This is a genomic window from Achromobacter sp. DH1f (genome assembly GCF_000633435.1).
Lineage (GTDB): Bacteria > Pseudomonadota > Gammaproteobacteria > Burkholderiales > Burkholderiaceae_B > Achromobacter > Achromobacter deleyi.
Genome location: NZ_AYMF01000029.1, coordinates 358,992 through 381,132, shown reverse-complemented (window position 1 = coordinate 381,132; position 22,141 = coordinate 358,992). Strand labels below are relative to the sequence as shown.

General features: G+C 62.1%; 22 protein-coding genes. 12 read left to right on the top strand and 10 right to left on the bottom strand.

Annotated elements, in window-relative coordinates:
* Positions 1 to 2,203 (top strand): GDYXXLXY domain-containing protein (locus U858_RS0125965; RefSeq protein ID WP_029954309.1); only part of this gene is annotated, 2,203 nt, incomplete at its 5' end.
* Positions 2,204 to 2,281: 78 nt separating this feature from the next.
* On the opposite strand, the gene gluQRS is transcribed toward U858_RS0125965, so the two are convergent.
* From gluQRS to U858_RS0125945, 4 genes are all read right to left on the bottom strand, one after another.
* Positions 2,282 to 3,157 carry a tRNA glutamyl-Q(34) synthetase GluQRS gene (gene gluQRS / locus U858_RS0125960; protein WP_025140044.1) on the bottom strand — a complete coding sequence of 292 codons (876 nt, stop codon included), beginning with the start codon at positions 3,155 to 3,157 and terminating at the stop codon, positions 2,282 to 2,284.
* Positions 3,158 to 3,261: 104 nt separating this feature from the next.
* Positions 3,262 to 3,720 (bottom strand): DUF494 family protein, encoded by a 459-nt coding sequence (locus U858_RS0125955; protein ID WP_025140043.1) that lies wholly within the window; start codon positions 3,718 to 3,720, stop codon positions 3,262 to 3,264.
* Positions 3,721 to 3,969: 249 nt separating this feature from the next.
* Positions 3,970 to 6,009 carry a TRAP transporter permease gene (locus tag U858_RS0125950; RefSeq protein ID WP_025140042.1) on the bottom strand — a complete coding sequence of 680 codons (2,040 nt, stop codon included), beginning with the start codon at positions 6,007 to 6,009 and terminating at the stop codon, positions 3,970 to 3,972.
* 150 nt (positions 6,010 to 6,159) lie between these two features.
* Positions 6,160 to 7,119, bottom strand: a complete 960-nt coding sequence (locus U858_RS0125945) for a TAXI family TRAP transporter solute-binding subunit (protein WP_025140041.1) — start codon at positions 7,117 to 7,119, stop codon at positions 6,160 to 6,162.
* A 225-nt stretch (positions 7,120 to 7,344) separates the two neighbouring features.
* On the opposite strand from U858_RS0125945, the gene U858_RS0125940 reads away from it, so the two are divergent.
* Positions 7,345 to 8,484, top strand: a complete 1,140-nt coding sequence (locus tag U858_RS0125940; protein ID WP_025140040.1) for a DSD1 family PLP-dependent enzyme — start codon at positions 7,345 to 7,347, stop codon at positions 8,482 to 8,484.
* A 51-nt stretch (positions 8,485 to 8,535) separates the two neighbouring features.
* Here U858_RS0125940 and U858_RS0125935 read toward each other — a convergent pair whose 3' ends face one another.
* The 4 genes from U858_RS0125935 to U858_RS0125920 are packed head-to-tail and all read right to left on the bottom strand — an operon-like array spanning position 8,536 to position 11,385.
* Positions 8,536 to 9,273 carry an amino acid ABC transporter ATP-binding protein gene (locus tag U858_RS0125935; RefSeq protein ID WP_025140039.1) on the bottom strand — a complete coding sequence of 246 codons (738 nt, stop codon included), beginning with the start codon at positions 9,271 to 9,273 and terminating at the stop codon, positions 8,536 to 8,538.
* Positions 9,254 to 9,910, bottom strand: coding sequence for an amino acid ABC transporter permease (locus U858_RS0125930; protein ID WP_025140038.1), 657 nt, complete (start codon positions 9,908 to 9,910; stop codon positions 9,254 to 9,256). Before U858_RS0125930 ends, U858_RS0125935 begins: the two co-directional genes overlap by 20 nt.
* Entirely contained in the window at positions 9,907 to 10,575 is a 669-nt protein-coding gene (locus tag U858_RS0125925; protein WP_025140037.1) for an amino acid ABC transporter permease, read from the bottom strand. The genes U858_RS0125930 and U858_RS0125925 overlap by 4 nt, the downstream gene beginning before the upstream one ends.
* Positions 10,576 to 10,602: 27 nt before the next feature.
* On the bottom strand, positions 10,603 to 11,385 hold the full coding sequence (locus U858_RS0125920; RefSeq protein ID WP_025140036.1) for a transporter substrate-binding domain-containing protein: 783 nt from the start codon (positions 11,383 to 11,385) through the stop codon (positions 10,603 to 10,605).
* A gap of 422 nt (positions 11,386 to 11,807) precedes the next feature.
* Between U858_RS0125920 and U858_RS36415 the strand changes: the two genes are divergently transcribed.
* Together U858_RS36415 and U858_RS0125910 are read left to right on the top strand one after the other, a co-directional pair.
* Positions 11,808 to 11,933, top strand: coding sequence for a hypothetical protein (locus U858_RS36415; RefSeq protein ID WP_255358817.1), 126 nt, complete (start codon positions 11,808 to 11,810; stop codon positions 11,931 to 11,933).
* Between the two features lie 41 nt (positions 11,934 to 11,974).
* Complete coding sequence (locus tag U858_RS0125910) at positions 11,975 to 12,550, top strand: TetR/AcrR family transcriptional regulator (RefSeq protein WP_025140035.1); 576 nt, start codon at positions 11,975 to 11,977, stop codon at positions 12,548 to 12,550.
* Between the two features lie 84 nt (positions 12,551 to 12,634).
* Here the strand turns inward: U858_RS0125910 and U858_RS0125905 are convergent, their stop codons facing one another.
* Positions 12,635 to 13,600, bottom strand: a complete 966-nt coding sequence (locus tag U858_RS0125905; protein ID WP_025140034.1) for a tripartite tricarboxylate transporter substrate binding protein — start codon at positions 13,598 to 13,600, stop codon at positions 12,635 to 12,637.
* A gap of 212 nt (positions 13,601 to 13,812) precedes the next feature.
* Between U858_RS0125905 and U858_RS0125900 the strand changes: the two genes are divergently transcribed.
* The 7 genes from U858_RS0125900 to U858_RS0125890 all read left to right on the top strand — a co-directional run bounded on the left by U858_RS0125900 (position 13,813) and on the right by U858_RS0125890 (position 20,474).
* Positions 13,813 to 15,006, top strand: coding sequence for an acetylornithine transaminase (locus U858_RS0125900; protein WP_025140033.1), 1,194 nt, complete (start codon positions 13,813 to 13,815; stop codon positions 15,004 to 15,006).
* 318 nt (positions 15,007 to 15,324) lie between these two features.
* Complete coding sequence (locus tag U858_RS34440; RefSeq protein ID WP_051593694.1) at positions 15,325 to 15,792, top strand: TIR domain-containing protein; 468 nt, start codon at positions 15,325 to 15,327, stop codon at positions 15,790 to 15,792.
* Positions 15,786 to 16,418 carry a hypothetical protein gene (locus U858_RS34435; protein ID WP_369797727.1) on the top strand — a complete coding sequence of 211 codons (633 nt, stop codon included), beginning with the start codon at positions 15,786 to 15,788 and terminating at the stop codon, positions 16,416 to 16,418. The genes U858_RS34440 and U858_RS34435 overlap by 7 nt, the downstream gene beginning before the upstream one ends.
* Before the next feature lie 3 nt (positions 16,419 to 16,421).
* Entirely contained in the window at positions 16,422 to 17,546 is a 1,125-nt protein-coding gene (locus tag U858_RS33960) for a nucleoside triphosphate pyrophosphohydrolase family protein (RefSeq protein WP_042885541.1), read from the top strand.
* A 3-nt stretch (positions 17,547 to 17,549) separates the two neighbouring features.
* Positions 17,550 to 18,212, top strand: a complete 663-nt coding sequence (locus U858_RS34430) for a uracil-DNA glycosylase (protein WP_051593682.1) — start codon at positions 17,550 to 17,552, stop codon at positions 18,210 to 18,212.
* Positions 18,213 to 18,282: 70 nt separating this feature from the next.
* Positions 18,283 to 19,728 carry an SIR2 family protein gene (locus U858_RS33955; protein ID WP_042885539.1) on the top strand — a complete coding sequence of 482 codons (1,446 nt, stop codon included), beginning with the start codon at positions 18,283 to 18,285 and terminating at the stop codon, positions 19,726 to 19,728.
* 413 nt (positions 19,729 to 20,141) lie between these two features.
* Positions 20,142 to 20,474 carry a hypothetical protein gene (locus tag U858_RS0125890; RefSeq protein ID WP_025140032.1) on the top strand — a complete coding sequence of 111 codons (333 nt, stop codon included), beginning with the start codon at positions 20,142 to 20,144 and terminating at the stop codon, positions 20,472 to 20,474.
* Positions 20,475 to 20,576: 102 nt separating this feature from the next.
* Here the strand turns inward: U858_RS0125890 and U858_RS0125885 are convergent, their stop codons facing one another.
* The gene (locus U858_RS0125885; protein ID WP_025140031.1) at positions 20,577 to 21,533 is read right to left on the bottom strand and encodes a GlxA family transcriptional regulator; all 957 of its coding nucleotides are present in this window, start codon (positions 21,531 to 21,533) and stop codon (positions 20,577 to 20,579) included.
* Positions 21,534 to 21,829: 296 nt separating this feature from the next.
* Here U858_RS0125885 and U858_RS0125880 point away from each other — a divergent pair, with 296 nt between their 5' ends.
* Positions 21,830 to 22,141 carry a DUF3817 domain-containing protein gene (locus U858_RS0125880; protein ID WP_025140030.1) on the top strand — a complete coding sequence of 104 codons (312 nt, stop codon included), beginning with the start codon at positions 21,830 to 21,832 and terminating at the stop codon, positions 22,139 to 22,141.

Below are 22,141 nucleotides of genomic sequence, written 5' to 3'. Positions count from 1 at the left end.
GGTCATGAACGTGGCGCTGGTCCTGTGGCTGGGCGAACGCGCCTTCAACGGGTGGCTGATCCTGGGCGGGCCGGGCCTGGTCAGCCTGTTCGTGGCGGGGTTGAACCTGCTCATGCTGCTGGGCTGGGAAATCGCCGCCCGCCGCTGGCGCGCCAGCACACTCGTCGGGCCGCGGGTCCTGGCCGCACTGGTGATCGGCGTGCTGGTCTCGGCGCGGATGGTCGGCGATTTCATCTTCGGCGGTTCCAACGCCACCAACGGCATCGCCTGGCTGGCCGTCACGCTGGGCCTGGGCTTCTACTATCAGCGCGGTCGGCGCGACCTGGTCATCCTGGCCATGCTGGCCGCCGGCGTCATCTGCGTGACACTGCCGATCGTGGGCGAATGGCTGATGCGCCTGGAACCCGGCGTCTGGGCCGCCCTGCCCCTGGCGGCGCTGCTGATCGCCGAAGCCGTCTTGGCGGCCCGCTGGCTGCGTGGCCTGGCCGCCCAGTCGCCACAAGCTGACGTGGCGCCCGCGGACGCCGAGCCTGCCGCCGCCTCGGCCGGCAACGCGGTCGACCCCGCCGAGGCGGGCGAACCCGTCGCCCAAGTGACCCCGCCCGCCGTGCCGCATACCGAACCGCCCTGGTACGTGCAGTGCCTGCTGGGCCTGAGCGCGTGGCTGGCGACGCTGCTGTTGCTGGTGTTCGTGGCGTTCTCCGGCATCATCAATTCAGAGGAAGGCGCGCTGATCGCCGGGCTGGTGCTGTGCGCGGCTGGCGTGGCGGTGCTGCGCAGCGACGCCGGGCCGTTCTGGCGCCAGTGCGGCACGGCCATGGCCTTTGCCGGGCAGATCCTCATCATCTACGGCATGTCCAGCTCGGCCTCGTTCGTCAATGCGTGCCTGTTCGTGTTGCTGCTGGCCACCGCGGTCTACGTGCTGGGACCGGACGTGATCCTGCGCTTTCTCAGCGGCCTGCTCATCGCCATGGCTGGCGCCGGCCTGATCTGGCGCGGCCTGGCGCCGGAACTGATACGCCGCGACATGCTGGACGCCCTGCTGGACTTCGACATGGCGCACGCCGCCTTCGTCTGGCTGCCCATCGCGGTGACCGGCGCCTGGGCCACGGCGGTGCTGCTGACCGTCAGCCATCGCCTGGGCGGCAAGCGCAGCCACGCGCTGCAACCGCTGGCCTGGGCTTTCCTGCTGTCGGTGCAAGGCATGGTCTGGCTGGCCAGCGGCCTGTCGGTGCTGCAGCTGCCGGCCATGTGGCAGGTCAATGCGCCGACCGCGGTGCTGGTGTGCGCGGGCGCGTTGCTGCCCGCGGCCGCGGCCCTGGCGGTGCTGTGGCCGCGTCGCCGCGTGCTGACGGCCGGCGTGACCGTTGGCGTGCCCATTGCCCTGTTGCTCCTGGCGCTGTTCTGGCTGCCCAGCCCTGGCGTGGGTTTCGCGCTGGCCTGGCTGCTGTTGGGCTTTGGCCTTAACCAGCCGCGGGTGGCGCTGTTCGGGGTGCTGAGCCTGCTGGCCTACCTGGGTATCTATTATTACCAGCTGGATGTGCCGCTCTTGCAAAAGGCCCTGTGGCTGGGCGGCGCGGCCGTGCTGCTGTTCGTGCTGCGCGGCCTGGTGTGGCTGGTGCCGCGCCTGATGCGCACCCAGGCGCCGTCGCATCGCGCGCCCCTGCCGCCGGTGTCCGGCGCCCTGCGCTGGCGCACCCTGGCCATCCTGGGCGGCCTGGCGCTGGTGCTGGTGGTGGCCAACGGCGGCATCTGGCAGCGTGAAAAGCTGCTGGCCACCGGCAAGGTCGTGATCCTGGAGCTCGCCCCGGTCGACCCCCGGTCCCTGATGCAGGGGGACTACATGGCGCTCAATTTCGCCGCGGGCCGCGAAGTCACCCGGATGCGGCTGGGCGGCGAGCGCAAAGACGACGACTCGGTCATGGGCTTCGAGCCCGACGGCTACGTGATGCTGACCGCCGATGCGCGCGGCGTGTCGCAGGCCGTGCGCATCCAGCCTGATGCGCAGCCGCACGCCGATATCGAAGTGCCGCTGCGCTACCGCGTGCGCGACAACGGCGTGCGCATCGTCACCAACGCCTACTTCTTCCCCGAAGGCCAGGCCGAACGCTACCAGGTCGCCAAATTCGGTGAACTGCGCGTGGCCGAAAACGGCGAAGCGCTGCTGGTGCGGATGCTGGGCGAAGACTTGCAGCCGCTGTAGCAGACGGGCCGCGGCGACGCGGTCGCCACCGCGCAAACCCGAGTCGGCACGCACGGCGCGTGTGGGTGCCGACAGGGCCTAGGGAAAGCGCGCCGCCCAGCCCGCCGTGGCCTCGCGCAGAAAGGCCGCCACGTTGTCGGCCTCCAAGGGCGCAAAGCCCAAGGCGCGCCAGGCGGCCTGTAGCGACGCCAGGGGCGCGTCGATGTCGATGGGCGGGGCCCCATTCTGCTTGGACAGTTTCAAGCCGCTGGCGGGGTCCAGAATCAGCGGCACGTGCAGGTAGCGCACCGGGGGCAGCCCCAGCAGCCGGCCCAGCACGCGCTGGCGCGCCGTGGAACTGAGCAGATCCGCGCCGCGCACCACGTCGGTCACGCCCTGGAAGCCATCATCCACCACCACCGCCAGCTGGTAGGCCCACAGGCCGTCCGCGCGTTTCAGGGCGATGTCGCCCACCGCCTGGGCCACGTCCTGCTCTTGCGGGCCCAGCCAGCGGTCGTCGAAGCGTTCCAGCCCGTCCGGCATCACCAGGCGCCAGGCGCGAGCCTCGCGGCCGGGCGGCAGGCCATGGCGGCAGGTGCCGGGATACGGGCGTTCGCCGTCCGCGCCGGGGGCGGTCTGGCCGCGCAGGGCGGAATCGGCGATTTCGCGGCGGGTGCAGCCGCAGCCGTACACCAGGCCGCGGGCCGCCAGCGCATCGAAGGCCGCCTGGTAGACGGCGCCGCGCTGCGATTGCCAGATGACGTCGCCATCCCAGTGCAGGCCCAGCGCCTGCAGCTGCTGCATGATGAATTCGGCCGCGCCCGGCACCGTGCGCGGCGTGTCCACGTCTTCGATGCGCAAAAGCCAACGGCCGTCATGGGCGCGGGCGTCCAGCCAACTGGCCAGGGCGGCGACCAGCGACCCCGCGTGCAGCGGGCCGCTGGGGCTGGGGGCGAAGCGGCCGGTGTAGGTCACGGTGCGGCGATGGGGATCAACGGGGTTGAGACGTGAAGGCGCCGCGTGCAAAGGCACGCGGCGCCTTCGAAATACAGAACCAGGCGCGGGCCGGCGCCTGTCGTTCAGTGCAGCAAGCGCACGCCGTCTTCGTCGAGCAGCTCTTCCAGGACCAGGTTGTCGATCTCGGCTTCCTGGCTCCAGAGAACCATGAGGGCGATGATCTTGATCTTGGACAGCGGCACCGGCGATTCCGGCGAAGCCAGGCCCCGGTCGATGACGATCTCGCGCAGCGGCGCGGGCAGCACGCCGGCCGATTCCAGGAAGGCGATGAAGCCGATGGATTCGGAACCCAGCTGCTGGTATTCGTTATCGGTGTAGATCCGGGTGCCGGTGGTGGGCGCCTGGGCGAGATCGACGCAACGTTCGGTGGTTTCGGCCAAGCCGTAAAGCCACCCGAGCGCATCGTCGATGTCTTCGTGCTCGAACCCGGCAGCGGCCAGCCGTTTGGCCAGCACGTCAGCGGCGGGACAGGCTTGCGGCGTGTAGTAATTCTCGTACAGATAAACCAGGATATCGAACATATGGCGCAGTTTTGTGCCTGTTTGCACAGTCGGCCCGCATATCGGCAGACCAGCAAACATGAATTTTACTTTACGCTGATTTATTTAGCCGGGCAACCGGCGAAAAGGCGGAATGGCGCGGGCCGTCGCCGGCCCGCTACAGTCACACATTCTGCGCCCCGATGCTGACAAAATAAGCGATTCCCCTACGCCAGGGGCAGCCTTTGAGGGTCTGCCCCTTTTTAACGCTCGGGCCCCTGGCGTCCCCCCTCAAGGGCCCACCCCTTCGGCCGCCTTGGGGGCGGCCTGCAGCTTGAGCTGGGCAAGCTGGCGGATGAACACCGGTATGCAGATGACCAGGCCGACCAGCCCGCTTGCCAGGCCCGGAATGATGGTCAGCAGCGCGCCCACCGTGCACAGCCAGCGTTCCCAGCTTTTCATGCCCACCAGCATGTAGCGCGAGAACGCCGCCGACAGCAGCACCAGGCCGACCATGCAGCCGAACAGCGTCACGAAGAAGTCGTACCAGGTGAAGCCCTGCACCGAAATCAGCAGCGATGGCGAAAACACGAACACGAACGGCACGATCAGTTTGGTGATGCCCAGCCTGAACGCGGTGTTGCCGGTCTTGAATGGATCGCTGCCTGCCATGCCCGCCGCCGCGTAGGCCGCCAGCGCCACGGGGGGCGTGATGTCGGCCAGGATGCCGAAATAGAACACGAAGAAGTGCGCGGCAATCGGCTGCACGCCCAGCTGCACCAGCGTGGGCGCGGCCACCGCGACCATGATCAGGTAGTTGGCCGTGGTGGGCACGCCGCAGCCCATCAGGATGCACACCACGCCCGTCATGATCAGCGCGGCGACCAGCGTCAGCGACTGCAGGTCGGCTATGGCCTCGGGAAGCACCATTGCGGCCCCGCTGGCCAGCACCTGCGACGCCGCGATCACGATGTACGAGATCTTGAAGCCCACGCCCGTCAGTGTCACCACGCCGATCACGATGCCCACCGTGCCCGCCGCGGCGCCCACGGCCAGCGCGTATTTCGCGCCGGTCTCGAAGGCTTCGTACAGGTCGCGCCAGCGCAGCCGCTGGAACGGATTGAGCAGGCCCACCACGATGCAGCCTGAAATGCCGGCGAACGCCGCCAGGTACGGTGTGCGGCCGCTGGCCAGCACCCCGATCAACAGGAACAGCGGAATCAGCGTGGGCCAGCGCATCTTGAACGATTGCTTGAGCTTGGGCATTTCGGCTTCGGTCAGCCCGCGCAGGCCTTCGCGCTTGGCCTCGAAGTGCACCTGCATGAACATGCCGAAGAAATACAGAAACGCCGGGAAGATGCCCGCGATGGCAATCTGCTGATACGGAATGCCCAGGAATTCGATCATCAGGAACGCGGCCGCGCCCATGATGGGCGGCGTGATCTGGCCGCCGGTGCTGCTGGCCGCTTCGACCCCCGCCGCAAAATGCCGTGGATACCCGACGCGGATCATCGCCGGAATCGTCAGCGAGCCCACGGTCACGGCGTTGGCCACCGACGAACCCGACAGCATGCCGAACATGGCCGAACCGAACACCGATACCTTGGCCGGGCCGCCGGCATAACGCCCCGCAATGGTCGAGGCCACGTCCAGGAACAGCTGCCCCAGCCCGATGCGCGTGGCCAGCACACCGAACAGCACGAAGTGAAAGACGTATGTCGCCACCACGCCGACCGCCACGCCGTACACACCCTGGCTGGTCAGGTACATGTGGTTGACGATCTGGGACCAGTTGTTGCCCGCATGCTTGAGCAGCCCGGGGAAATACGGCCCGAACATCGCGTAGGCCATGAACACGATCGCAATGATGGGCAGCGGCCAGCCCATGGCGCGGCGCGTGGCTTCCAGCAGCCCGATCAGCAGGATCGACCCCATGAATACATCGATCGGCAGCGGATTGCCGACCCGGAAGGCCAGGTCTTCGAAGATGTACGGGATGTACAGCACCGACAGCGACAGCGCCGCGGCAATGATCCAGTCGTACAGCGGAATGCCGCCCGGCGCGTACCAGGTCGAACGCGGCTCGCGCTGGTAGTGCGATTTGGAAAACCCGAACACCAGGAAGATCAGGCTCAGCACGAAGGCCAGGTGCACGCCGCGGTGCGTGGCTTCGCGCAGCAGGCCGAAGCCCGCCGTGTAGTAGTGGAACAGGGACAGCGTGACGAGCAGGCCCGACACGATCCACGTGGCGGTCTTGTCCAGCGGCCGAAAGCGAATTTCCGAATCGTACTTTTCCGCCAACTGCTGGGTCTTCTGGTGGTCGATTTCCATGGCCAGGGTTCTCGGCAAGGGCTGCGCGGGCAGGGCCGCATGGCCCTGCCCAGACGCCGCGCGGCAATGCGCGCGGGGTATTGCGGTCCGGTCTCAGGCCTGCTGGTCGCGGCCTGCGGTGCGCGGACTGCGCTCGCGGACTACCGCGGACTACTTCAGCAGACCCACTTCCTTGTAGAACTTCTCGGCGCCCGGATGAAACGGAATGCCTGCGCCCTTGACCGCGTTGTCACGCGTGATGAGCTTGCCCTTGGCGTGGCCCGAATCCAGCGTCTTGCGGGTGGCGTCGCTGTACAGCGCCTTGGTGACTTCGTACACCGTCTGCTCGGGGATCTTGGCCGACGTGACCATCTGCGCGTTGACCGAGATGGTCTTCACCTCGGGCACGTTCTGGTACGTGTTGGCGGCAATCACGTCAGGCGTGAAGAATTCCTGCTTGGCCCGCAGCGCGTCGATTTCAGGCCCCACCAACGGCACCAATTCGATGCCGCCGGTGGACGCCAGTTCGGCAATGGCGCCGGCGGGGGCGCCGCCCACGAAGAAGAACGCGTCCAGCCCGCCGTCCTTGAGCTTGTCGCCCGCCTGGTTGGGCTTGAGGTATTCGGCCTTGATGTCCTTGTCGGTCAGGCCGTAGGCGCCCAGGATCAGGCGCACGTCGACCAGCGTGCCCGAACCGGGCTCGTCCATCGACACGCGCTTGCCCTTCAGGTCGGCCACGCCCTTGATGCCCGCGCCCTTGCGCGTCACCAGGTGGATGCTTTCCGGATACAGCGTGGAGATCAGGCGCAGGTCTTGCGCCTTGGGCTTGCCTTCGAACGTGCCGGTGCCGCTATAGGCCCAGAACGCCACGTCGGATTGCGTGAAGCCGGCTTCAAACGAGCCGCCGATGATGCCGTTGATGTTGGCGACCGACCCGTTGGACGCCACCGCGGTGGCGATCAGCTTGCCAGGCTGCGATACCGCGTTGCCGATGATGCCGCCGATGGGGTAGTAGGTACCAGCGGTGCCGCCGGTGCCGATGCGGAAGAACTGCTGCGCCTGCGCCGTGCCGGCCGCGGCCGTCAGGGACAACGCCAGGGCCAGGGTGGTGATCCAGCTTTTTGATTTCATGCGAGCTTCTCCAGGGTTCGATAAGGGGCATGCTTTGCGCTGCGTTGCCGTTTCGTGACCTGGCCCCTCTATCGAGCAAAAGGCCCGCTTGTCGCGGGCCCGCCGTGAGGGGCTCTATTTGTGGTGAAATTCTGGCATGGCGGCACCCCCCAGCCAATGCTTGCAGGGCTATCGTTTACCTGGGGGTGGCGACTTCTCTCGCACAGCAGAAAACGGAGTTTCCAGATGTCCCAGGAAGTCATACGCGGCATCGCGCTGCCCCCGCCCGCCCAGGTGGGCGACCCCTTGGCCAGCGTCGATACGCCCAGCCTGGTGCTCGACCTGGCCGCGTTCGAGGCCAACCTGCGCGCCATGCAGGCCTGGGCCGACCGCCACGAGGTCGCGCTGCGCCCGCATGCCAAGGCCCACAAATGCCCCGAAATCGCCCTGCGCCAACTGGCGCTGGGCGCGCGCGGCATCTGCTGCCAGAAAGTCAGCGAGGCCCTGCCCTTCGTGGCTGCCGGCATCCGCGACATCCACATCAGCAACGAAGTCGTCGGCCCCGCCAAGCTGAAACTGCTGGTCCAGTTGGCGCGCGTGGCCAAGATCAGCGTCTGTGTCGACAACGCCGCCAACCTGGCGCAGATCTCGCAAGCCATGGCCGCGGCCGGCGCCCAGGTCGACGTGCTGGTGGAAGTGGACGTCGGCCAGGGCCGCTGCGGTGTCGCGGACGACGCCACCGTACTGGCGCTGGCGCAACAGGCGCGGGCGCTGCCGGGCGTGGAATTCGCCGGCCTGCAGGCCTATCACGGGTCGGTGCAGCATTTCCGCACCCGCCAGGAACGCGCCGAGGTCTGCCGCCAGGCCGCGCGCATCGCCGCGTCGTACCAGCTGCTGCTGCGTGAAAGCGGCATCGCCTGCGACACCATCACGGGCGGCGGCACCGGCAGCGCCGAATTCGACGCCGCCAGCGGCGTCTTCACCGAATTGCAGGCCGGGTCGTACGCGTTCATGGACGGCGACTACGGCGCCAATGAATGGGACGGCCCGCTCACCTTCAAGAACAGCCTGTTCGTGCTGTCCACCGTGATGAGCACGCCCGCGCCCGACCGCGTCATCCTGGACGCGGGCTTGAAATCCACCACTGCCGAATGCGGCCCGCCTGCAATCCACGGCACGCCGGGCCTGAAGTACGCGGCCATCAACGACGAGCACGGCGTGGTGCGCGTCGCCGAAGGCACGCAGCCCCCCGCGCTGGGCGACACACTGCTGCTGGTGCCGTCGCACGTCGACCCCACCTTCAACCTGCACGACGGCCTGGTGGTGGTTCGCGACGGCATCGTGCAAGACATCTGGGAAATCTCGGCGCGCGGCTTATCGCGCTGATGCCAGGTTGCCTGGGGCCGGCGCCGCGATGCGTCGGCGCCGGGCGACTGGCTATCGCACCAGATCCGTCATCCCCAGAAACTGCCTCAGTTCCGGCGTGGCCGGCGACGTGAACAGTTCCTCGGGCGGCCCGATCTCGTGCACCTTGCCCTGGTGCATGAACACCACGCGGTCGCAGACCTCGCGCGCAAAGCGCATTTCGTGCGTCACCATCAGCAGCGTCATGCCGTCGGCGGCCAGCTCGCGCACTACCGCCAGCACCTCGTTGACCAACTCCGGGTCCAGCGCCGACGTGATTTCATCGCACAGCAGCGCCAGCGGCTGCATCGCCAGCGCGCGGGCAATCGCCACGCGTTGCTGCTGCCCGCCCGACAATTCCTCGGGCCAGGCATCGAACTTGTGGCCCAGTCCCACGCGCGTCAGCATGGCGCGCGCCAGGTCCGCCGCCTGCGCTTCCGGCAGCCGCTTGGCCACCATCGGCGACAGCATCACGTTGCGTCCCACCGTCAGGTGCGGAAACAGGTTGAACTGCTGGAAGATCATGCCCACCTTGAGCCGCAAGGCGCGCAACCGCAATTCGTCATCGCCCAGCTGCGCGTCGGCCACCATGATGGCGCCGCTGTCGATCTGTTCCAGCCCGTTCACGCAGCGCAGCAGCGTGCTCTTGCCCGAGCCGCTCTTGCCGATGATGGCGATCACCTCGCCAGGCTCTACGCGCAACGTCACCCCTTTCAGGACTTCGTTGTCGCCGAACTTCTTGCGGACGTCTTCAAGGGCGATGAGGGGCATGCAACTTCCTTTCCAGCAAAAGGCTGAGGCGCGACAGGGGCCAGCACAGCGCAAAGTAGATGAGCGCGGCGCAGGCATAGACGGTGAAGGGGCTGAAGGTGGCGTTGGTGATCACCGTGCTGGCCTTGGACAGCTCGGTGAAACCGATGATCGAGGTCAGCGCCGTGCTCTTGACGATCTGCACGGCAAAGCCGACGGTGGGTGCCACGCCAATGCGCAGCGCCTGCGGCAGCACCACGTAGCGCATCTGCTGCACGTAGCCCAGCGCCAGGCTGGCCGAGGCCTCCCACTGCCCTTTCGGAATCGCCTCGACGCAGCCGCGCCAGATCTCGGCCAGAAAGGCGCCTGACCACAGCGTCAGCGCCGCGCCGGCGGCCAGCCACGGCGGCACCTCGAGGCCCGCCAGCGACAGCCCGAAGAACGCCAGGAACAGCTGCATCAATAGCGGCGTGCCCTGAAAAAGCTCGATGTAGGCGCAGCTCACGCGCCGCATCAGCGCCACGCGCGACGTGCGCATCATCAGCGCCAGCGACCCCATCAGCGCACCGCCCACGAACGCCACCAGCGACAGCACGACGGTCCAGCGCGCGGCCAGGAGCAGGTTGCGGACGATGTCCCAGGTAGAGAATTCGATCATCGCACCGCCTTGCGGAACAGCCGCTTGCCCGTCATGCGCAGCAATTGGCGCAGCAGCACCGACAGCGCCAGATAGATGCCGGTGGTCACGAAATACACCTCGAACGCGCGGAAATTGCGCGACTGGATGAAGTTGGCCGCAAACGTCAGGTCCTCGGCCGCGATCTGCGAACACACCGCCGAGCCCAGCATCACGATCACGATCTGCGACGACAACGCCGGCCAGATGCGCGCCAGCGCGGGTTTCAGCACGATGTGCCGGAACACCTGCCCGCGCGTTAGCGCCAGGCTGGCGCCGGCCTCGTATTGGCCCTTGGGCGTGGCGTCGATGCCGGCGCGGATGATCTCGGCGCTGTAGGCGCCCAGGTTCAGCGCCATCGCCAGGCAAGCCGCCTGCATCTCGCCCAGCTGGATGCCCAATGACGGCAGGCCGAAGAACACGAAGAACAGCTGGATCAGGAAAGGCGTGTTGCGCACCGCCTCCACATACGCGGCGACCGGCGCGCGCAGCCAGCGCGGGCCATGCGTGCGCACCCAGGCGCAGCCGATGCCCAGCGCCACGCCGGCCACGGCGCCAAAGGCGATCAGCTCGACCGTCACGCCGATGCCCTTGATGAGCACCGGCGTGTAGTCGAACACGGAAGCGAAGTCGAATTGGTAAGCCATCAGGACGCCCCGGCGCTCGCGCCTGCCTTACAGGTCCTTGGGCAGGTCGGCGCCCAGCCATTTCTTGGAGATCGCCGCCAGCGAACCGTCGCGCTTGGCGCCCGCCAGAATCTCGTTGACCTTGGCGCGCAGCTTCGGCTCGTCCTTGTTCAGGCCGATGTAGCAAGGCGAATCCTTGATCAGGAACTTGGTCTCGGGCTTCTTGGGCGGATTGCGCGCCAGGATGGCCGCGGCCACCACGTTGCCCGTCGCAATCAGCGGCACCTGGCCCGACAGGAAAGCGGTGATGGTGCCGTTGTTGTCTTCATAGCGCTTGAGCGTGGCCGTGGGCGGCGCGATCTTGGAGAGCTCGATGTCTTCCACCGCGCCGCGTGTCACGCCGATGGTCTTGCCTGCCAGGTCGGCGGCCGACGCCACCTTCAGGTCGGCCGGGCCGAACACGCCGTTGAAGAACGGCGCATACGCGTCCGAGAAGTCGATCGCCTTCTCGCGTTCCGGGTTCTTGCCCAGGCTGGAAATCACCAGGTCCACCTTGCGGGTCTGCAGGTACGGCACCCGGTTGGCGCTGGTCACCGGCACCAGTTCCAGCTTCACGCCCAGCTGCTTGGCGATCAGCGCGGCGGTATCGATGTCGTAGCCCAGCGGCTTCATGTCCGCGCCCACCGACCCGAACGGCGGGAAGTCCTGCGGCACGGCGATCTTGATGGTGCCGCTCTTGACGATGTCGTCCAGCGTGTCGGCATGCGAAAGCGGCGCGGCCAACAGGCTGGCGGCGGCGCAAAGGGACAGCAACAGGGTTCTACGCTTCATGAGGAACTCTCCAGGGCGCGCCGTCCCCGGACGGGGATCGGCGTTGCACACCAATTCGGTATACAAAACTGGAAAAGCAAGTTCCGTGCCATTTCGGCGCTGCCGTGGGCGGGATGAAGCAGGCTCCCGGATACGCACCAGTGTGGTGCCCGCTGCGTCGTCACGGCGCATCGTGCGCACCGCAATGGCACCGGCGCCAGGCAGCCCTGGTTTCAGCATAAACCAACCATTATGGTTGGAAAAATACCAATTTGGTTTAATATGGCCATGCACACCCCGTTCTGGGAATGTGCCTGGCCCGGGATGCAGACCGCGGGCCGGATTGTTCGAACGACCAGGAACCCGCATTGACCCGCTTTCGTATCCCGTCCGCCCGGCAGCGCCCTGCCCGCAGGCCTGGCACGGCCCGTCACCCTGGATCCTTGAAGATGGCCCTGGCGCTGGCGCTGCTCATCGGCCTGGCCGCCTATCTGTGCCTGGCAGAGCCGCCGCCCCGCGTGGTGCCCTTCGTCGGCATCATGTCCGCCCTGCCCCGCGCAGCGCTATAGGGCCGCATCAGGCAAAATGCGCCGTACCGGAAGAATCGACCATGCCCAAACCCACCAAATCCGAAATAGACGCCGAGATCCTCGACCGTGCCGCCGGCCTCTTCGCCCGCCACGGTTTTGCGCACACCTCGCTGCAGCAGATCGCCGACGCCGTGAACTACTCCAAGGCCGGCCTGCTGCACCACTACCCCAGCAAACAGGCCATCTACGAAGCGGCGCTCAAGACCGGTTCCGACCACATGCAGGCCCTGCTGGAAAGCGTCCAGGACATCCCCGTCGGCATCGAACGCGACCGCGCGGTGGTCGAAGCCTCGGTCGACTTCACCTACGACTGGCCCGGCCTGTCCGCCCTGGCCAACCGCTTGTCCGACCAAGGCGCCGATGTCGAACCCGAACTGATCAAGATCGGCGTCACCTTGTACGCCGCGCTGGGCATCGACATGGCCAACCTGGAACTGGAACGCGTGGTCCGCGTCACCAGCGCCTTCTGTGGCCTGGGCATCGCCGCCCTCACGGCCGCGCGCATGGACGTCAAACGCGAATGGCGCGGCCATATCATCGCGTCCGCCATGGATGCGCTGGGGCACACAGTAAAAAGCGCCCGCAAGGGGCGCTGATCATCTAGCGGGTCGGTGGGGTTGGGATTGCATGCCAGACCCGCGACGCTGGCGGGCCTGTCATCACCGAGATTCAGCGGCCGATCAATCCACCTGCGCGCCGGATTGTTTCACCGCCTTGCCCCACTTGTCGACCTCGCCGGCAATGAACGTGCCGGTGGCCTCGGGCGTCAGCGGCATCGGTTCTGCACCGCGGTCACGGAAGAACTTCTGCATCTCCGGCGTGCTCAGCACATGGCCGATCTGCTGGCTGAGATAGCCCGTCACCGCCGGCGGCGTGCCGCGCGGGGCCAGCACCGACGCCCAGCCAATCGCCTCAAAACCCGGATAACCGCTTTCCGCCACCGTCGGCACGTCCGGCAGCTGCGGCAGGCGCTTGGCCGTCGTCACCGCCAACGCCACCGCCTTCTTGCTTTGCACGTGCGGCAGGCCCGCCGTCACCGAGTCCACCATCAGCGGCACCTGGTGCCCCAGGAAATCCGCCTGCGCCGGGCCGCTGCCCTTGTACGGAATGTGGCGGATATCGATATTGGCCGCCGCCTTGAACATTTCGGCCGACAGATGCTGCGTGCCGCCGATACCCGCGCTGGCGTAGGCCAGCTCACCCGGGCTGGCGCGCGCCTGCGTCACCAGTTGCTTGAGCGACGTAATGCCCGAAGCCGGCGTCGCCAGGAACATCAGCGGTACCGAAAACACCCCCGACACCGGCGCGAAATCGTTCGTCAGGCTGTAGTTGATGGTCTTGTACAGCGTCTGGTTCACCGCCGCGGCCGAGCCCGCGATCACCAGCGTGTAGCCGTCCGGCGTCGCGCGCGCGGCCTGCTCCATGCCGATATTGCTGCCGGCGCCCGCGCGGTTTTCCACCACGATGGGCTGCTTCAGCGCCGTGCCCAGCTTTTCGGCCAGGGCGCGGGCAAAAATGTCGGTGGCCTGCCCCGGCGGGAAAGGCACGATCAGGCGGATGGGACGGTCGGGATACTCGGCATGCGCCGCGGTCGCGGCCGCGGCCAGCACCAGGCCGGCAGCGAGACTGGAAAGAATTCTTGTCATGATCGGTCAGTAAAAAGCGACAGAAGGCGCCGCGCAGGGCCGCGCCTGTTGCATAAAATAGAGAGCCCCGCGCTGGCGGCCCTTTTGGGGCGGCCCTGGGGCGGATCGGCTGGGGGTGCGTCACGATAGCATTCCCCCGCCGGTGCTAAATTCACCTTTTAGCGTTTCCCACCCTTTTTCAACCCCTGTTCTCTCATTCCGCAGGAACCGCCATGGAATTCAGCCAGTTCAACGTCAACGCCCTCATGGAGATCACCTCCCGCCCGGACCTCGTGTTCGTGCGAGGCCAGGGATCCTGGCTGGAGGATCACGCGGGCAAGCGATACCTGGACTTCGTCCAGGGCTGGGCCGTCAACACCCTGGGCCACAGCGCCCCGGAAATGCAGAAAGCCCTGCTCGAGCAGTCCAAGCTGCTGATGAACCCGTCCCCGGCGTTCTACAACCTGCCGTCCATCGAGCTGGCCCAGCGCCTGACTGGCGCATCCGTCTTCGACCGCGTCTTCTTCGCCAACAGCGGTGGCGAAGCCAACGAAGGCGCCATCAAGCTCGCCCGCAAATGGGGCCAGGTCAACAAGAAAGGCGCCTACAAGATCATCACCATGAACCACGGCTTCCACGGCCGCACGCTGGCGACTATGTCCGCGTCGGGCAAGCCGGGCTGGGACAAGATGTTCGCGCCGCAGGTGGAGGGTTTCCCCAAGGCCGAGATCAATGATCTGGAATCGGTGCGCGCGTTGATCGACGACCAGACCGTCGCGATCATGCTGGAACCCGTTCAGGGCGAAGCCGGCGTCATTCCCGCCACGAAGGAATTCATGCAAGGCCTGCGCAAGCTGGCTGATGAGCACAAGCTGCTGTTCATTGTGGATGAAGTGCAGACGGGTATGGGCCGTACGGGCACGATGTTCGCTTATCAGCAGTCGGATGTGGTGCCGGACATCATGACGCTGGCCAAGGGGATTGGTGGTGGTGTGCCGCTGGCTGCGCTGTTGGCTCGTCAGGAAGTCTGCGTGTTCTCGCACGGCGACCAGGGCGGTACGTATAACGGCAATCCGTTGATGGCGGCTGTGGGTGTGGCGGTGTTTGATGCGCTGGCTGCGCCGGGTTTCATGGAGTCGGTTAATGCGCGTGCCAAGCAGCTGTCGGAAGGGTTGCTGGCCTTGTCGGCTAAGTACGGCATGAAGGGCGAGCGTGGGATGGGTCTGCTGCGCGCGCTGGTGATGGATCGCGATGATGGTCCGGCGATTGTTGAGGCTGCGCGGAATCTGGCTCCGGCGGGGTTGCTGTTGAATGCGCCGCGTCCGAATTTGCTGCGCTTTATGCCTGCGTTGAATGTGACGGGTGAGGAGATTGAGACGATGCTCACGCAGCTGGATGGGTTGATTGCACAGGTGCATAAGGGCTGACTCGCATTGGTTTCTGAATAATCGTGAACAAGGGCCGCTATATGCGGCTCTTGTTTTTGGGCAACAGTTAGGCAGGATGCCCCCGCTGAAATTAACAGAATATCTGTAGGCGCAACCCGTGCGGTAAATGGGCAGCACTGCGTTTAAATTTCTGTACTTGAAGCCCGGGCGCTCGCACTTATCGAGGTTTCCCTACATATTTACAGACATATAAAAACAACAACTGTGCTTACGATCAGATGGAAGATCCTCGGTACATCTGCAAATTCCCCTAGATAGGTTACGATGCTATACAAATAAATACTAATGGAGGCGTCTGTGGCAAAGAAAAGGAACGTGTTTATTAGCCATGTGCATGAGGATGACCATGGGCTACAAAAGCTGAAAGATTTGTTGGATCCAAAAGGATTAGAGATTCGAGACTCCTCTATCCATAAAGGAAAGTTCAACAAGGCTACAGACGAGCACTACATCAAGACGCAGATCTTGGCCCCGGCAATAGCTTGGGCTGGTGTGTTTATTTGCTATGTATCTCCGCAAACAAAAAATAGCGAGTGGGTGAACTGGGAGATTGAATATGCGGCGAAGCAAGGCAAACGTATTGTTGGCGTTTGGGAGCACGGCGAGAAGGAATGTGAGCTTCCGCAGGCTTTAAAGGAATATGCTGATGCTCTAGTCGGCTGGAACGGTGATGCAATCATCGATGCAATCAATGGGAAAGACACATGGGAAAAGCCTGATGGCGAGGAGTGTGCTTCGGTCCCGTTAAAAAGGCACCCATGCTAATGGCACGCATCCATTCCTACGTGGTGAGATATGACAGTGGCTTCGCGCCCAACCCCTTCTATGGCTACTGCACACTCGCGACCTGCAAGCCAAGTATCCGCCGGGGCGCTAATCTTGGCGATTGGATTGTAGGGAGCGGTAGCGCTAGTAGTCGCGTTAGGCGTGGTGGCTGTTTAGTCTTTGCAATGCGAGTTACCGAGACGCTGACAATTGATGAATATTCAACCGATTCACGGTTTGAATTAAAAAAGCCTTATCGCACCGGTTCCCGAAAGCAGAGTTGCGGGGACAATATTTACTTTAGGGCTACGCCAAAAGAGGCTTGGCAACAACGTGATTCTTTTCATTCCAGTGAGCTCGGTACAAACCATCCTGAACACGTAGCTCGCGATACAGGTCCAAATCGTATTCTCGTAAGTAACCAATTTGTGTACTTTGGTGGAGAGGGGCCGAAATTTCCTGCAAATCTCAGGGATTCTCAGGGACGTTCTCTTTGCAAAAATGGAATTGGTTTGACAATTTTCGATGATCCTCAATTGATTGCGGACTTCGAGTTGTGGATTGGTAGCCTTGGAGTGAGTGGATATCAAGGTGCACCGCATGAATGGCTTAGTCTCCGGAGATAGTCTATGCAGAAAGATGGCTCCCTTTTGTTTTCGGAATATTCTTCGGAGATTGCGGCTACAGATGTGCTCGGAGCAGATATTAGTCCCGTTCTTCAAGGGCTCTATGGAGAAGTTGGCGGGATAATGGCCACTGCGAAGAAGCACGTACGCGAAGAGTCTGCGTATCCAGGCTTCAGACGGGCGGCAGAAGAAGAATTTGGTGATACGCTTTGGTATCTGGCTGCAGTCTGCCGGCGCATACGAGTTCCACTTGAGGATATATTTTCGGAAGCAGCCAATCACGGAAATTTCAAAAATGTCGGCGCTGCAAGTGATATTTCTACGGGTGTATTGGCATATATTGCCATGCCGATAGCGGCACCGAGCTCAATTGACGTAACATTGGTACACCTCGGAAAAGCCGCTGCTGCACTTTTAGGAAGTGAACCTACAAGGGACGGAGTAGTGGCATTTGCCAGAGCTTATCTGGATGCTATCCATGCCGCCAAATTAGTATTCTCCGATGTCGCTCGCTCGAATTTACGTAAGGCCCGTGGGGCATTCTTAGATCCGCAACCCACGGATTTAAAAGATATTGATTTCGATAGTTGCTTTGGTGTTGAAGAACAGATTCCCAGAAGATTCAATATTAGGATTAATCAACGGGGAAGTGGTAAAAGTTATCTTCAGTGGAATGGTGTATTTATCGGTGATCCATTGACGGATAATATTGCGGATAGAGATGGTTACCGGTTTCATGATGTATTTCATTTTGCCTATGCAGCTATCTTGCACTGGTCGCCCGTTACTCGTGCATTGATTAAGCACAAACGGAAAAGCAGTCCGCTATATGACGAAGAGCAGGACAGTGGGCGAGCTATTGTCGTCGAGGAAGGGTTGACTGCTTGGATTTTCTCCCGGGCGAAAGAGTTGAACTTTTTTGAGGATCAAAAGAAAGTATCTTTGGGAATTTTGAAAACTATTAGTGAATTCGTGAGTGGATATGAAGTGGAAAAGTGCCCTCTTAAGTTGTGGGAGAAAGCAATTCTGGATGGTTATGCTGTATTTCGCCAACTCAAAGCTAATCAGGGTGGATGGATAGTGGGAGATAGAGAGGCGCGTACTATTGCTTACTTACCACTTGAATAAAAAATGAAGATTCATCCTTTTGTTAAAGCAGTTGCATCATTGCGGTTTGAGGACTGCTTTAATCCATATTCGGATCGTTGCGCGGTTCATGACTGCTTCGATGCTCCGCGGCGACGGACCATAAACCTCTCTGAAATGTTGCGCTGTGCCTTGGAGGAGCCAGTTGATGCGATATGGATCGGCCGAGATCTGGGATACCGCGGCGGACGTCGAACAGGCTTGGCTTTGACCGACGATGTCCACATGTCAAACCATGCAAAGCGTTGGAATCTAGAATTGGCGGCAGGACGGCCTACAATAGGCAATGCAGTCGCAGAACGCACTGCTGCTGTCATTTGGAATATGCTGGAGCATATTGATGCCCGAATTTTCTTGTGGAACGTCTTTCCGCTGCACCCGCACGAGTCTGGTGACCCATTTACCAACCGGCAACATAATGCACGCGAACGTCGGGCCGGAGAAGAGATATTAAGTATGCTAATCGAGCTTCTGAGGCCATCCCGTATCGTTGCCATTGGAAATGATGCTGCGGTTGCCGCACATAGAATAATTAGTACGGTACCTATTGTGTGTGTGAGACATCCAAGCTACGGTGGTCAGACTCAATTTCAGAATCAGATTTCCGAGCTTTATGGATATAGATCGGGATCCCTTTCATTATTTTGATTGGGTGTTTTACGAGTTGGGTTTCAGTCCCCTCATTCGACGCCAATCTGGCGCACGGAATTTCTAAGAAATGACTTTCCAATTGTCAAAAGAGGTTGACTCTTTCATAAAAGCATACGTGAAAGATTTGGAGGAAGGCGTTGCTGCGGTGTTTGCCGGCGCCGGACTTTCGCGTACTTGCGGATTTGTAAATTGGAAAGAGTTGCTGAGTGAGATCGCTGAAGAGTTAGGTCTGTCGACTGAAAAAGAAAGCGACTTAATCTCAGTCGCACAATATCACGTCAATAAAAAAAATAGCCCCACTGGACTGGCAAGAAAAATTCTCGAGGAATTTTCCGAGCAGGCGGAGCCATCCGACTCTCACAGGATTCTCGCGCGCCTCCCGATTAAGACTTATTGGACAACCAACTATGACACCTTGATTGAGGATAGCCTTAAGTCGAGCTATCGAGTCGCGGATGTCAAACGCAAAGTCGATGACCTTATCACCACTCGTCCGAAGCGGGATGCTGTTGTATATAAAATGCATGGGGACGTGGAGTCGCCAGGGGCCGCCATTCTATATAAATCACAGTATGAGCAATATTATAAAACCCATGAGTCTTTTGTTACGGCTTTGAGTGGGGATCTGATATCAAAGACTTTTCTTTTCATCGGATTTAGCTTCTCTGATCCTAACCTTGATTACGTGTTGAGCCGTCTTCATGTTCCAGAGCAACATCGAAGAACACATTATTGTTTCTTGCGAAAAGAGTCGGCCGAGGTTCAAGGGGATGAAGATGCGAGTTCTGCAATATACCGAAAATGTCGACAAGAACATCATGTACGCGATTTGCTAAGATTCGGCATTCAGGCGGTGTTGGTTGATGAGTACGATGACATACCTCTTATCTTGAGTGAAATTGAAACTCGATTTCTTAAGAAGACAATATTTATATCTGGTAGTGCTGAAGAGTATGGGGATTGGGGTAAGCAAAGTGCTTTAGATTTTGTCCATTCTCTTTCTGCGGGGCTAATTAAGGCGGGTTATCGGGTTGTTAATGGATTTGGATGGGGCATCGGGAGTGCGGTGATTAACGGTGCCTTAGATGCCATTTATGGGAAGCCGGAAAAATACTCTGAAGATCAACTCGTTATTCGGCCCTTTCCACAAGTTGCGACGGATAATAAGGATCTGCCCGCTTTATGGGAAGAATATCGAAGACGCATGATCGGGCTCTCTGGCATCGCTCTTTTTCTCTTTGGAAACAAATTGGAGTCTGGCGATATTGTTAATGCTACAGGGGTGCGTAGAGAGTTTGAGATTGCTCGGGAAACGGGAGCTACTGTGCTTCCACTTGGTGCTACGGGGTATATGGCTAAGGAACTGGCCGACGAAATGCTCGCAGATCCGACTAAGTATTTTGCACAGTATCGTTGGCTGGAGAAGGAGGTGAGCCATCTCTCGGAGACTACTGATGATCATAAAAAAATAGAAAAGCAGATTCTTGCTGTTATAAAAAGAATAGCGAATTGATTGTCATTTTCCATGCGACAGAATGCTGGTCCAAGCGGGGAACTATCAGCGTTTTACAGAAGGATTGGCGCCCGGCTGGGCGGTAGCAGAGGGCGAATGCTGCCCCATGTGGGCTGATTAGTTCTGCAGACGATCTGGTCTAGTGTCCACGACCGAGTCTGTCGCCGTATACTCCCTCCACTACCGCACCACCGGTAGCCCGGTTTGGAAGCCGGCAATGTCTTTGGCGGACTGCCGCCGCTCTGGCGGCTTTTTCATGTCCGAGCGCCTTTGCACGTCCCTATGGGCGGGCCTTGGCGAGGGTGCGTTCGCGCACGCCGGTTTCCAAAGACGCCGGTCTTCCAACCTTGCCTCGTGCCCGCCCACCCCATTTGGAAGTGGGGAGCGGGCTTCATCAGTCTTTGGAGCCTTTCATGCAATCCCACCCCCTCACCCAAAACCCGTGGCTAATCGACACCGATCCTGAACACGGCCTGGTTCCCCTTGCCCCGCTCTACAACATCGAACGCGCCCGCTTCGCGATCGAGACCATTGCGCGTCTTATCGGCAACAGCGCCTCTGAGCCTGACGCGACCGGTGCACAGCCGCTGGATGCATGGGCCGTCGCCGCCTTGATGGGAGGTGTAGAAGGCTTGTGTGCTCATGTGGGCACGTTGACCGATGCCCTGCTGGAATCGGCGCGAGCCTGCGCGGATGATGCAAGTTTCAGCTGCCCTACCCACGACGCGCCCAGGTCGATGCAATAGGCCTGCGATGACGGCTTGGGCCTGACAAGGCAACACGCATCAAGCCCCAGTCGTCATCCTCGAGTCGTCATCCCGGCCGCCACCCAGCCCTCACCCAACCCCTCACCCCACCCTTCGAAACGCCCGTCGATACATCATCGGGCTCGTCCCCACGATCCCCAAGAAATGCTCCCGCAGCGACACCGCTGACCCAAACCCCACCTCCATCGCGACCCGCTCCACCGGCAGGTCGGTCGTCTCCAGCATCCCCCGCGCACGATTCACTCTGGCCTGAATCACCCACTGCAGCGGACTCACCCCCAGCAATTCCTGAAACCGCCGATTCAAAGTCCTGACGCTGACCGCAGCCTGGTCGGCCAGCGTGCGCACGGTCAGGTTCTCGTCCAGCCGGCCCTCTATCCAATGCAGCAACTGCGTCAGATCCGTATGCGATGCGGGCGTCGGCCTGACGATGAACTGCGCCTGCCCGCCCGCGCGTTCCAACGGCACTACCGCCAACCGCGCACTATTGGCCGCGACGGTCGCGCCGTGATCGCGCTTGATCATGTGCAGGCACAGATCCATGCCGGCCGCCGCGCCCGCGGACGTAAGCACCTTGCCGTTGTCGACGAACAGCACGTTGGGGTTCACCTGAATCTTCGGATAGCGCTGTGCCAGCAGGTCGGCGGCCTTCCAGTGTGTGGTGGCCTTCAGGCCGTCCAGGATGCCGCTGGCGGCCAGGACAAACGCGCCGGTGCAGATGGAGGCAATCCGCGCGCCCGCGGCATGGGCGTGCCGCACGACGTCCACGATGTCTTTCGGTATGTCTTGCCTGGGGTCTGCCAATCCGGGAATGACGACGGTGTCCGCCGTGCGCGCCACGTCCAGACGCACGCGAACGTGCAAGTCGTAGGCATGCGTCTTGACCCGTGGCCGGCTGGCGCAGACGTCGACCTGGTACGGCAAACGTCCGTCCAGCGTTTCGGCTAGCTGGAAGATCTCGCAAGGCATGGCGAGGTCGCCCGCGACCAGGCCGTCAAAGGCGAGGACGGCGACGCGGTGGGGGGCTGGCTTGGGCATGCATCAAGTTCCGAGGGGTTGCGCTGGAGGGCCAGTTGGGACGGCAGGGGCCGGCAGAGCAGAGGGCCAGACCCGCTTGGGATGGCAGGGACAGGCGAATCTGGGCGCCAGGCCCCCTTGGGGCGGCAATAGCCGCCGGATAAGGACGCCAGACCCACTTTGGACGACAGAGGCCGACGCATCCAACGATAAAACCCACTTGGCCGATTTCTTTCGAAGATTGGCATTTTGGACAATGGCCGTCAATGCCGCCACCCCCGACAATGCGGCTGATCCCATCTCAAGCCACAACCGCCATGCCCCTGAAAGACGCTGACCCCTCAACCCCTGCCCTGTTCAAGTGGGCCGCCATGCTGGAAGGCGTGACGCTGCTGGTGCTGCTGGGCATCGCGGTGCCGCTCAAGCACCTGGCCGGTGTGCCCAATGTGGTGTCGTGGGTGGGGCCGGTGCATGGGGTGGCGTTCATGGTCTACCTCGCGCTGGCCTGCAATGTGGCGGCGGCGCAGGGCTGGCCGCGCAAGCGCTTGGTGTGGACGCTGGTGGCGACGGTGGTGCCGTTTGGTGGATTCGTGATTGCGCGGTCGCTGGGCCGCACGGTGCGGGGGTAG